Source organism: Streptomyces sp. NPDC102274, from assembly GCF_044766385.1.
In the GTDB taxonomy this organism is placed as follows: Bacteria; Actinomycetota; Actinomycetes; order Streptomycetales; family Streptomycetaceae; genus Streptomyces.
The window spans coordinates 128405-140766 of sequence record NZ_JBIWLW010000019.1; the positions used below are offsets into that span (position 1 = coordinate 128405).

Annotated in this window: 5 protein-coding genes and 1 pseudogene; 4 read left to right on the plus strand and 2 right to left on the minus strand. The window is 70.8% G+C overall.

Annotated elements, in window-relative coordinates:
- Nucleotides 1–175: 175 nt before the first annotated feature.
- Together ACIRQP_RS24770 and ACIRQP_RS24775 are read left to right on the plus strand one after the other, a co-directional pair.
- Nucleotides 176–562, plus strand: a pseudogene (locus ACIRQP_RS24770) (PhnD/SsuA/transferrin family substrate-binding protein); the annotation flags it as partial.
- 44 nt (nucleotides 563–606) lie between these two features.
- Nucleotides 607–891 (plus strand): hypothetical protein, encoded by a 285-nt coding sequence (locus ACIRQP_RS24775; protein WP_403893309.1) that lies wholly within the window; start codon nucleotides 607–609, stop codon nucleotides 889–891.
- A 163-nt stretch (nucleotides 892–1054) separates the two neighbouring features.
- Here the strand turns inward: ACIRQP_RS24775 and ACIRQP_RS24780 are convergent, their stop codons facing one another.
- Both ACIRQP_RS24780 and ACIRQP_RS24785 read right to left on the minus strand, forming a co-directional pair.
- Entirely contained in the window at nucleotides 1055–2629 is a 1575-nt protein-coding gene (locus ACIRQP_RS24780) for a phytoene desaturase family protein (protein WP_403893310.1), read from the minus strand.
- A gap of 165 nt (nucleotides 2630–2794) precedes the next feature.
- Nucleotides 2795–3925, minus strand: a complete 1131-nt coding sequence (locus ACIRQP_RS24785; RefSeq protein WP_403893311.1) for an FAD-dependent monooxygenase — start codon at nucleotides 3923–3925, stop codon at nucleotides 2795–2797.
- Between the two features lie 147 nt (nucleotides 3926–4072).
- Between ACIRQP_RS24785 and ACIRQP_RS24790 the strand changes: the two genes are divergently transcribed.
- Both ACIRQP_RS24790 and ACIRQP_RS24795 read left to right on the plus strand, forming a co-directional pair.
- Nucleotides 4073–4627, plus strand: a complete 555-nt coding sequence (locus ACIRQP_RS24790) for a GNAT family N-acetyltransferase (protein ID WP_403893312.1) — start codon at nucleotides 4073–4075, stop codon at nucleotides 4625–4627.
- Between the two features lie 21 nt (nucleotides 4628–4648).
- A complete protein-coding gene (locus ACIRQP_RS24795; protein ID WP_403893313.1) occupies nucleotides 4649–12166 on the plus strand; it encodes an SDR family NAD(P)-dependent oxidoreductase in 7518 nt (2505 codons plus the stop codon).
- The last annotated feature ends 196 nt before the right edge of the window (nucleotides 12167–12362 follow it).

Here is a 12362-nt window from a genome sequence, read left to right on the forward strand (position 1 = left end):
CGCGGACACCACCGACCCGGCGACCCGCCGTGTTGTCCTGTCAAGTCCCTCGTTGTCTTCCGCAGCGTTCAGTCGCCCGTAACCGGAAGACGCCCGCGGCCACACCTCATCTGGCGAATCTTGCGGCAACACCGGGGGAATCCCCCACCTTCGCTGCCGTAAGGAACGATTCTCCATGCCCCGCCACCTTCGCTTCCCCGTGATCGCCGCGGCCGCCCTGCTGCCGTTCGTCCTCAGTGCCTGCGGTACCAGCGCCGCCGACAACGGTGCGTCCACCGCCTCGGGGCGGGACCCCGGCAACCTCGTCATCGCCGCCATCCCGTCGGAGAACTCCACGACGCTGGCCGAGCAGTACCAGCCCATCGTCAAGCTGCTGGAGGCCGAGACCGGCAAGAAGGTCCAGCCGCAGAAGGCCACCAGCTACGCCGCCGTGATCGAGGCCCAGCGTGCCCACAAGGCCGACATCGCCTTCTACGGCCCGCTCTCCTACGTCGTCGCCAAGGACAGCGGGGTGGGCCTGGACCTGGTCGGGACACAGGTCGCCACGAAGGGCGGCAGCGCGGCCTGCAAGTCGTACGGCATCTGCGAATCCTGTCCACCACCTGTTTGGAGGCCGCCCTGGTCGCCGAGGGCGCCATCGACGCCTTCGCCGACGCCTGCTCCGACACCCACCGGCTGGTCGACCTGGCGGCCGCGGCCGTCATGGTGCCGCGCGCCGGGGGGGTGGTGCTGGACGTGAGGGGCCGCCCCGTCGTCTTCGACACCGATCTGACCCGGCGCTGGTCCGGAGTGATCGCGGCCACCCCCGACCTCGGTGCGGAACTGGTCGAGGTCCTGGCCGGTGCGGCCGACGGTGCGGCCGGCGGTTCGCCGTTCAGGACGAACGGCTGAGGCGGTATGACTCCAGGTACGTGATCGGCTCAGAGCATGGATCGATGCGGCGGCTCTCGGGCCGCGCCGTAGAGCCGGGCCCTCCAGCGGCACGGTCCGGTCCTCGACGGGTGGAACGCGGAGGCCGGGACCGTCCCGGCCTCCGCACGACGGCGCTACGGACTCACTGCTCCAGCACGGCCATGGCCGCGTTGTGGCCGGGGATACCGCTCACACCGCCGCCGCGCACCGCGCCCGCGCCGCAGAGCAGTACGTTCCTGTGCGAGGTCTCGACTCCCCAGCGGCCGGTGCCCCTCTCCTCGTCGGCGAACGGGAACGCCAGCGACCGGTGGAAGATGTTTCCCCGTGGCAACCGCAGTTCCTCCTCCAGATCGAGGGGTGTCTTCGCCTCGACGCACGGCCTGCCGTCCTCGTCCAGTGCCAGACAGTCGGCGATCGGCTCGTCCAGTACCGCGTCGAGTTCGGCGAGAGCTCTCTTGAGCAGGGCCTCCCGCTTCGCGGCGTTGTCCTGGGCGAACAGCCGCGCCGGTGTGTGGACTCCGAACATCGTCAGCGTCTGGTAGCCGCGGGCGACCAGCTCCGGGGAGAGGATGGTGGGGTCGGTGAGCGAGTGGCAGTAGATCTCCGAGGGAGGTGACGACGGCAGCGCGCCTCCGGCGGCCTCCCGGTAGGACCTGGCCAGTTGTCCGTATCCCTCGGCGATGTGGAACGTACCGGAGAATGCCTCGCGCGGGTCGACGGAGGTGTCACGCAGCCGCGGCAGGCGGCGCAGCAGCATGTTGACCTTGAGCTGGGCGCCCTCGGCCCGCTCGGCCGGCGCCGCGCCGCCGACGAGGTGGGCGAGGGCCTCGGGGGAGGCGTTCACCAGGACTTTGCGAGCCGCGACGGTGGCCTCTCCCGCACGAGTGCGGTAGGTGACGACGGAATGGGGATCGTCCGGGTCGATGCGGAGCACTTCATGGCCGGTGACGATCTCGGTCCCGGCCTTGCGGGCGGCACGGGCCAGCGCGTCGGTGAAGGCGCCCATGCCGCCGACCGGAACGTCCCAGTCACCCGTGCCCCCGCCGATCACGTGGTACAGGAAGCAGATGTTCTGGGCCAGCGACGCGTCGTGCGCATCGCTGAAGGTGCCGATGATGCCGTCGGTGAGAACGATGCCGCGCACCAGGTCGTCCCTGAACCGCTCCTCGATCGCGACGCCCAGCGGCTGCTCGAAGAGCATGTGCCAGGCGTCGTCGTCGCCGATCCGTGCGCGGAGTGCCTCGCGGGTGGGCAGCGGTTCGGTGAGCGTCGGGAAGACGCTCCGGGCGACGCGCCCGGTCGTGGCGTAGAACTCCTGCCATGCCTCGTACTCGGCATCGGATCCCGTGAGAGCGCGGAAGGACGCGCGGGTGCGCTCCTCGCCGCCACCGACGAACAGTCCGGTGGCACGGCCGCCGCGCACCGTGGGCGTGTAGGAGGCCACCGTGCGCTTCTTCACGGCGAAGCTCAGGCCGAGGTCGTCGACGACCTTCGACGGCAGCAGAGAGACGAGGTACGAATAGCGGGACAGGCGCGCGTCCACGCCCGCGAAGGCCCGGGTCGAGACGGCGGCGCCGCCCGTGACGTCGAGACGTTCGAGGACGAGCACGGAGCGCCCTGCCCGAGCGAGATAGGCGGCGGCGACCAGCCCGTTGTGACCACCACCGACAATGACGACGTCGTAGACGTCCCTGGTGAGTTCCGCTTGTGCAGCCATGACTCTTGGTAACACGCCGCGCGCCGACCGGGCCGCCCGGCCCCGGCGCCCAGTTCATGACATCGGCCGCGGGGCCGACTCGCGACGGCGGCCCGCGACGGCGGCGGATCGGCGTCACGGTCGCTCGTCAGCGTCACGGTCCCTCAGCAACACGCCCTCAGGGGGTTACGGGCGGTCCTTCAGGGTGGCCATGACGCGGCCCATGAGCCCGGGAACGTCAGCTCCCTGATCCCCGTCCATCAGCCACCGGCCCAGCCGCACGGACGATTCGAGCGCCATGCGGACGCGGGGCCCGCGCCGCATCGCGAAGTCGCGGAACAGTTCGTCGTCCCAGTCCGCGCGTCGAGTCAGCAGTTCCGCGAGGACCGAGGCGTCCTCCAGGGCCATGGCAGCGCCCTGGGCGAGCGTGGGCGGGCAGCAGTGGGCGGCGTCGCCGATCAGCACACAACGTCCCCGGTGCCAGGGCCCGTCGAGCAGCAGCCGGTCGAAAGATGTGTAGGTGACGAGTCCTGAGCCGGAGAGCGACTCCCGGATCTCGTCCCACGCACCGCCGTAGCCGGTCGCCGCACGCCGCATCTCCTCCGCGTACGAGAGACGGTCGAGGCCGGACCGGTCACGCCTGGGCACGGTCAGATAGGCGTACATGGTGTCCTTGCCGGTCGGGCAGTAGCCCGCGACGTAGCACGGCCCTCCGTACTCGATCCTGTGGCGCTCAACACCCCGAGGGCGGGGTACGACAGCGCGCCAGCTTCCCATTCCGGTCGGCTCGGGCCGCTGCGGGACGCCGATCATCGCGCGGGTCGCGGAGCGCGGTCCGTCGGCGCCGACCACCAGGTCGTAGAGGCCGCTGCCGCCGTCCGTGAAGGACACGTCGACACCGTCGGGCCGCTGCCGCAGATCCGCCACCGTGCAGCCGAGCCGGACAGTGGCGCCGGAGCCGCGGACCGCGTCGACGAGAATCCGCTGAAGCTGTGCGCGCTCCATGGCGACTCCGGCGGCCAGGCCGTCGTCGCCTCCGGAAGATGCCACCTCCTGGACGTTCGGCAGGGTCGCGCCGGGGGTGATCACGTCGACCGCGTCGCAGACGAAGCCCCGCTCGCGCACGTGCCCGCCCACCCCCGCCTCGTGCAGCACGCGCAGCGCGTTGTACTGCAGGAAGATGCCTGATCCGTGGACGTTCCAGTCGTCCTTCACCTCGACCAGGTCGACGGCGATTCCTCCTGCGCGCAGCAGTACGGCGAGGCTGTTGCCCGCCGTACCGCCGCCGACGACCAGAACGGCGCGGCGATTTCCCATGCCCAGTAGCCCCTCAAGAGAGATTTTCGATTTTTAATCGATGGCTCGGTATTTTGTTTGATGGCGCACTACCACCTTGGGGTGATCAATTCCTCGGTGAAGATTGCGCCCCGCCGACCACCGCGCCACGCATAGTACGCTCGGGCCGTGACACGGCATAATTCCGTATATATCAGGCCATATATTGAATCCGATTTTTCCGGTGTTCACGCCGCCTTCAACAGCCTCGGGCACGATCCCAGCACCCTGGAATTGTGGCGTCGTTACTTCCCGGCGGGGTGGAGCGAAGAAGGTGTCAGGGACGAGTTGTCCGCGCTGTCCGTTTCCAGGGACCCCGTCAACCTGGTCGCCATCCACGAGGAAAGGGTCGTGGGCCTGATCGCCGGGCATGACCTGAAGACCCAGGCGCGGCTTCAGCTCCCGCACTTGGCCGCACTGTTCGAGCAGCGGCCGGGGACGGACGGTGCTTTCTACCAGCGAGACATTGTCCTGCGTCCCGATTTTCAGATCAGAAACACAGCGCTGGCTCTGAGCGACGCGCTTTTGCGGCACGCGAAAGAACGCGGCTACACCAGCATTGTGACGCGGACGCCACCCCTCAACAGCACGGGAATTCACTTCTTCCTGAAACAGGGGTACGAGGAGATTTTCCGGGACCGCAGACCCGATCGCGTCTATTTCCTCAAATCACTCACCGTGTGACCAGTTTCCGGAAAGGGAACGATGAACGACTTCTTCCCGCCCACCGCTGACGCCATCGCGGTGGTCGGTGCGGCATGCCGCCTTCCTGGTGGCACGCACGACCTGGACGCTTTCTGGCAGGTCCTGATCGAAGCCCGCGACGTCGTGACACCGGCACCCGCCGGGCGGTTCGACCAGAGCCGTTTCCTCGCGGACGTCACAGGACGACCGGGCAAGACCTACAGCTTCGCCGGCGGCTATCTCGATGACATCGCGGCCTGGGACGCGGACTACTTCGGTGTCTCGCCCCGTGAGGCGAGCCGGATGGACCCGCAGCAGCGCCTGCTGCTGGAGATGGCGGTGGAGGTGATCGATGACGCCGGTATGGATCCGGCGGACCTGGACGGGTCGGACACGGGCGTCTACATCGGCCTGTACTCCATCGGATACGGAATCCTCCAGATGCACGGCTCGGAGACCATCGACGTACACAACCAGACGGGCACCACAGGAACCGCCGTCGCCAACCGCCTCTCGTACTACTTCAATCTCCACGGCCCCAGCATGGCCGTGGACACGGCGTGCTCGTCCTCGCTGATCGCCTTGCACCAGGCATGCGAGACCCTCCGCTCGGGGCAGAGCAGGCTCGCCCTCGCGGGCGGTATCAACGCACTGATCAACCCGCAGGAATTCGTTGTGGCCGCCAAGGCGCGGACACTGTCGCGACGCGGTCGCTGCCAGGCGTTCTCCGCACAGGCCGACGGCTTCGCGCGTGCCGAGGGCGGCGGTCTGGTACTGCTCAAGCGCCTGTCGGACGCCCTGGTGGACGGCGACCGGGTGCACGGGGTCATCCTCGCCAGCGGCACCAACTGCGACGGACGTACGGCGGGACTGGCCCACCCCAATTCCGTGGCGCAGGAAGCACTGTTGCGGCAGCTGTACGAGCGCGCCGGTGTACGTCCGGAAGAGGTCGCGTACGTCGAGGCGCACGGAACCGGCACCCAGGCAGGTGACCTGGCCGAGTGCACGGCGATCGGCCGCGCCCTCGGCGTCCACCGGCCGAGCGGACGCGCACTGCCCATCGGGTCCGTGAAGACGAACGTCGGCCATCTGGAGTCCGCCGCCGGCATCACCGGGCTGCTGAAGGCCCTGCTCGTCCTGCGCCATGGGGTGGTCCCGCCCTCCCTGCACGCCGACACTCTCAATCCGGCGATCGACTTCGAGGGCCTGCGGATCGATCCGGTACGCCGGCCGCGGCCGGTCACTTCGGCCACGGCCACGGGCCGGACCGTCGTGGGCGTGAACTCGTTCGGCATCGGCGGGGCCAACGCGCACATCGTGCTCGCCGCCCCCGCCAGGCAGCCCGCACCGGCCCGCACGTATCCGGGCCCCGGCGCGCTGCTTCCCGTGGTGGTCTCCGGCCGCACTCCGGAGGCCGCCCGCCGAAGCGCGGAGCGGATGGCCGCCCGCCTCGAAGGGCTGACCGGGCAGGGCGACCACAACGCGGCCGGGGGAGAGCCGGACGCGTTCTACGACCTCGCCCACACCGCGTGCCGCCGGCGCGGGCACCGCGAGCACCGCGTCGCCACCTTCGCCCGCTCCGCGAGCGAAGCGGCCCGGCGGCTGCGGGCTGTCGCCGGTGGAGCCGCCGACGCGGTCGCCGCGTCCGCCGCCTCGGTCAGTGGCGGAAAAACCGCCTTCGTCTTCTCGGGCAATGGCTCCCAATGGGCGGGTATGGGCGCCGGACTCCTCGCGGACGACGCGGTGTTCCGCGCGGCCGTGGAGGAGATCGACGCCCTGCTGCTCCCGAAGCTGGGCTGGTCGGTGGCACAGGAGATGCGTGCTCCGTCCAGTGGCCGGGGCATGGAGCGCACCGAGGTCGCGCAGCCGCTCCTCTTCGCCGTCCAGGCCGGTCTGGTCAGGATGCTGGAGCGACGGGGGATCCGTCCCGCGGCCGTCATCGGCCACAGCGTCGGTGAGGTGGCCGCCGCCTGCACGGCGGGCGCGTACGACCTGCCGACGGCCGCGCACGTCGTCGCCGAGCGGAGTCTGCTTCAGGGCACCACCGCGGGGACCGGGCGGATGGCGGCCGTCGGGCTGTCTCCCGAGTCGGCGGAGAAGGAAGTGAACGCGTTCCGCGGGCTCTTGGAGATCGCCGGGGTGAACAGCGCGTCGGATGTGACGCTCTCCGGTGATCCGGCCGCGCTGGCGGAACTCGGCGAGCGGCTTCGCCCACGCGGCGTGTTCTTCCGGATGCTGGACCTCGATTACGGATTCCACAGCCGTGCGATGAATCCGATCGAGCACCCCCTGCTGGACGCCCTGGCCTCGGTGAAGTCCTTGCCGACCGCCGTCCCGATGGTGTCGACGGTCACCGGGCGCGCTGTGCGAGCGGGGGAGCTCGACGCCTCCTACTGGTGGCGCAATGTCCGTGAACCGGTCCTGTTCGCGCCGGCGGTCCGGCAGCTCGCGGCCGAGGGCTGTGAGGTCTTCGTCGAGATCGGCCCCCGCCCCGTGCTCGCGGGATATGTGCGCCGGCTGGTCGGCACGGGCAATACGCTGGCGGCGGTGGTCCCGACGCTGTCTCCCCCCGAGAAGTCACATACGGAGAGCGAACCGGCGGCCGTGGACGCGGCGGCGGCGCAGATCGTCGCGGCCGGCGCCGAGATCGACTGGCACACGCTCTTTCCCGTTCCCGGCAGGGTCGTGGATCTCCCGGCCTACGCGTGGCAGCGCGAACGGCACTGGAACGGCGAACCGGAGTGGTGGTCCCCGAAGCCGGGCAGCGGCCGGATCGAGCATCCCCTGCTCGGCGAACGCGTTCCGGTGCTCGAACCCACCTGGCACGCGCGGGTCGAGCCGGTGCGCCTGCCGTGGCTGCCGGACCACCGGGTGGACGGCGCCGTGGTGATGCCGGCCGCGGCGTACGTCGAGATGGCCCTGGCCGCGGGTCGGCTGGCTCTCGGCGCTCCGGTCGAGATGACCGCCCTGGACGGGTTGCGTGCCCTGGTGCTGCCGTGGGAAGACCCCCGGATGGCGGTGACCGTCCAGGTGTCCGTCTCCGAGGAGGACGGCCATGTGCGGGTCGCCGGACGCGCGGATGCCGGGAGCGAGTGGCAGGTCCACGCCCGGTGCCAGGTGCGCGAACTGCTGCGGGACGCTCCGGCGGACAGGGACCTGGCGGCCGTACGCGAGCGTCTGCGCGACGCGCGCGTCGGTGCCGAAGAACACTACGCGCGGCTCAGCGCGACCGGTGTGTACCACGGCCCGGACTTCCAGGCGGTGCGCGAGATCCACCTGGGCGAGGCGGAGGCACTGGCGCGGTACGCGGCGCCGGTGGCCATGGACGGGTTCGAGGTGCATCCGGTGCTCCTCGACGGCGCGTTGCAGGTGGGGTCCGCCGTGGTCCCGGCCGAGGACGGCGCCATGTATCTGCCCTCGGGCATCGACGCGGTCCGTGTCTGGCGACGGGCTCCCGCGAGCGGCCTGGTGCACGCGCGCCTGCGGTCCTCGACCCGCGACGAGGCCGTCTTCGACGTCGCGGTCATGGACGAGCGCGGAGCGGTGGCTCTGGAAGTCCACGGGTGCCGGGTGCGACGTGTCGCGACCGCCGTCGGTGAACCCGCCCGCTACACGACTGTCATGCGCGCGGCACCACGACCGTCGGCACACGTGGCAGCCAGTACGCTGCCCGATCCGGCCGAGCTGGTGGAGAGCGCGAGGCGGCACGCGCGGACTTCCCCCGCGGACGCGAGGGGCCCGGTGGCGGCGCCGCTCGACGCGTACGAGCGGCGGGCGAGGACGTTCACCGCGCACTGCACCGCCCGAGCCCTGAACGGCATCGTCGCGGACGGCGAACCGTTCGGCGTCGCGGATGTGATCGCCGCCGGAGTACTCCCCAGGTACCGGCGCCTCGTGACCCTGCTGGCTTCCACCGCCGAGGCCGAGGGCCTGCTGGAGCGGGCGGGCGGGACGGGGAGCGAGCCCCTGTGGCGTTTCGCCGCCGAGGCGGTACCCGAGGCCGTCTTCAGCACGCTCGGCGAGGAGTTCCCGCAGGAGGCGCCGACGCTGGCCCTCTTCGGGCGCTGCGGCCTCCACCTCGGCCCGGTCCTGTGCGGGCAGGCGGACGCCCTCGACCTGATCATGGCCGAGGCCGACCCCTACCTCGTCGAGAAGTACTACTCCACCGACTCGCGCTTGCGGGCGGCCAACCTGAAGCTCGCCGACACCCTCGCCGTCATCGTCCGGCAATGGCCGGCCGACCGGCCCTTGCGCGTACTGGAGCTGGGTGGCGGCACCGGTTCCGCCACGGCCGAACTGCTGCCCTGTCTGCCACCGGAGCGGACCCAGTACGTCTTCACCGATCTCTCTCCGACCCTCATGCACAGGGCACAGAAGCGCCTGGGCGCGTACGGCTTCGTCGAGTACCGTGCCCTCGACCTCGAACGCGATCCATGCGAACAGCGCTTCGCGACAGGCGAGTTCGACCTGGTCGTGGCGTCCAATGTGCTCCACGCCACCTCGGACCTGAGCCGCACGCTCGGCCACGTCGGCAGTCTTCTGGCCGAAGGAGGGCACCTGCTCGCCCTGGAGTCCAACGAGACCGACGAATTGATCCTGTGCTTCGGCCTCCTGGACGGGTTCTGGGCCTTCGAGGACACCGCGCTGCGCGACAACTCCCCCCTGCTCCCCGCCGAGAAGTGGCTGAGTCTCCTGCGGACGTGCGGTTTCGAGGAGCCGGCCGTTTTCGGTGACGGCAACGAGCCGGCGCGCACGTCGGTCCTGGTCGCTCGCCTGGCGGCGGGTGAGGCGACGCGGCGGACACCGGCTGCGCCGCCGGTCGCGGAGCACCGGGCGGAGCGCTGGCTGGTCGCCGCCGAAGAGGCCAGTACCGATCTGGCCCGCGACGTGTGCGCGGGTCTGACAGACGGAGGAGGCGTCGCGCACCTCACCGAGCTGAGCGACCACGCGGGCGACTGGGCGAGCCTGCTGAGCGACTCCCCGGAATCCGCCCACGTCGTACTGCTGCTCGACGACAGGGACCCGGGGCCCAAGGAGCCGGGGCAGAACGTCCTTCGGCGGAGCGTGGCCGCCACCGCCGTGCTGCGGGCGGTGGCCACCGCCGTCGAGGGCCTTGCCGGGGTGGCCGGGCCCGCCCTCTGGATCGTGACGCCTCCCAGCGGTGCCCTGCCGGCCCCGGAGACCCCCGGGGCGCCGGCCGGGGCGGTGCCCTGGGGCGTCGCCCGGGTCCTCGCCGAGGAGCACCCCCGTGTGCGGTTGCGGAAGGTCTCGCTGAGCCGGAGCGGGGACACCACGAGCGACGCCGCGCGGCTCGTCGCCGAACTGACCGGCGCCGGCGAGGAGGACGAGATCGCCCTGAGCGAGGGCGGGCGTTACGTTCCGCGAGTCGTCCCCCTGCGGCCGAGCCCGGAGCCTCCGGCCCCCGGCACACCGTACGGACTGAGGCTGCACCGTCAGGGTCCCGCCCACCGGCTGGCCTGGGCGGAGCGGCAACCGGCCGTCCCCGGACCCGATGAGGTCGTCGTGGCGGTACGGGCAGCCTGCCTGGATCCCCGGGACATGCTCCAGGCCGACGGTACGGTGCCGCCGTTCTCGCCCGGTGAACCGGACCACCCCACCGGCCTGGACTGCGCGGGTGTGGTCACCGCCGTCGGACCGGGAGTGACGTCCGTGGCACCGGGCGACCGGGTCTTCGCCCTCGCACCGGGCGCCTGCGCCTCGGAAGTCGTCGCCAAGGCCGCACTGGTGGCGCGTATGCCGGAGACGATGAGTTTCCCGGCCGCGGCCACCCTTCCCTCGGCCTTCCTCGGCGTTCACCACGCACTGTCCCAAGCGGCCTGTCCGGAGGCGGGCGACACCCTGCTCGTCCACGACGCCACGAGCGGTGTCGGTCTGGCGGCCGTCCAGTACGCCCGGCGCGCCGGTATCCGCACGATCCTCCTCGCACGGACCCCCGCCCAGCGGGACGTACTGCGCCTGATGGGTGCCGAACATGTGCTGAACACCGACGATCCCCTGCTCGTCGACCAGGTGAGGGAAGTGACCGGCGACCGAGGAGCGGATGTCGTCCTGTGCCCGCCCGGCGGTGGAGACCGTACCCGGTTCACCGCCGAACTCCTGGCCCCGGACGGCTGGTTGATCGACCTGGGCGCGCGTGAACCGCTCGCCGGGCACCGCCGGGTGCCCGCGCAGCGCTCCCACTCCTACGTCACGGCCGACCTTCTCCGGTTGATCGCCCGGCGTCCCGGAACCGCGGCCCGTCTGTTCACCGAGATCGCCGGTCACATCGCCGACGAGGCGTACCGGCCGTTGCTCCACGTCACCGAGCCCGCCACGGCCGCGCGGGAGGCCCACCGGGCCGTGACCGACGTACGTGGCCTGGGCAGGTCCGTGCTGACCTTCGACCGGACACCGCCGGTCGATCACCGCCCTCGGGCGATCTCCTTCGCGGCGGAGGGGACGTACCTGATCACCGGCGGACTCAGCGGCCTCGGGGCAGCGACCGCCCGCTGGATGGCACAGCGAGGTGCGCGGAATCTCGCCCTGGTGAGCCGGCGCGGCAGGAAGTCTCCCGAGGCTCCGGCCCTTCTCGACGACCTGCGCGACCAGGGCGCGCGAGCCTCCGTGTACGCGGCCGACGTCAGCGACCGTGCTGCCATGGCCGACATCATCACCACGCTCGACAGCGACGGGCGGCCGGTCCGTGGGATCGTCCACGCCGCGATGCACATCGACGACGCCCCACTCGTGGAACTGGCGGACGACCGCGTCCGCGCCGTCCTCGCCCCCAAAATGCTCGGCGCGCACATCCTGGACGAGCTGACCCAGGACCGGGAGCTGGATCTGTTCGTCGTCTACTCCTCACTGGCGGCCCTCGCCGCGAACCCCCAGCAGGCCGCCTACACCGGCGCGAACCTGTACCTCGAAGCTCTCGTCCGCCGGCGCCGGGCATCCGGCCGCCCGGGGCTCGCCGTGGGCTGGGGGCCGATCAGCGGTACCGGTTATGTGGCCCGTGAAGACCTGGGGGACTCCATGACACGCCGGGGGCTGCGCCATCTCGACGCCGAACAGGCCTGCGGCGTACTGGAAGACCTGTTGTCGCGCGGCACCGACGTCGCGGCCGTGGCCGACATCGACTGGAAGCGCCTCGCGGAACTCAGCACGGGCAATGACGAGCGGCCCCTCTTCCGCGACGTGATGCCCGACGCCCGGAACGCGGAACGGCACGACGCCGACTCCGCCGATCTCCAACTCCTCGCCACCGGTACGCGGGAAGAAGCCACGCGCGCGCTGGAGAACCTGCTCACCGGTACTGTCGCGCGCATTCTTCAGAGCGACCCGGAGGCACTCGACCGCACCCGCCGGCTCGACCACCTCGGAGTCGACTCACTGATGGCCACCGAACTCATGGTCGCGATCCGCCGTGACCTGTCCTGTGACGTGGCCCTCGTGGAAGTCACCTCCAGTCCCGGGGTGTCCGCCCTGGCGGCCCGGCTGCTGCCCCGTCTGCGTCCGGACGCCGAGGCGCCGCTGACCTGACGTCCGGTCAGCACCGACACCACCACGCAAAGCTGGGGACGACAACCGTGTGTTGTCGTCCCCACGCGTCTTCCCGGGCCGCTGAGCCTCTTCCATGAGGCCCGATCGAACATGAGGCCCGATCGAATTTAAGTTAATTAGTAATAATTATTGACAGGGTGTGGATGTGGCATCACAGTCTTCGTCGTGGCGCCGC

Coding starts and splice junctions, on each gene's coding strand:
- ACIRQP_RS24780 (WP_403893310.1), bottom strand. CDS start 2,629: ATGGCTGCACAAGCGGAACTCACCAGGGACGTCTACGACGTCGTCATT.
- ACIRQP_RS24785 (WP_403893311.1), bottom strand. CDS start 3,925: ATGGGAAATCGCCGCGCCGTTCTGGTCGTCGGCGGCGGTACGGCGGGC.
- ACIRQP_RS24795 (WP_403893313.1), top strand. CDS start 4,649: ATGAACGACTTCTTCCCGCCCACCGCTGACGCCATCGCGGTGGTCGGT.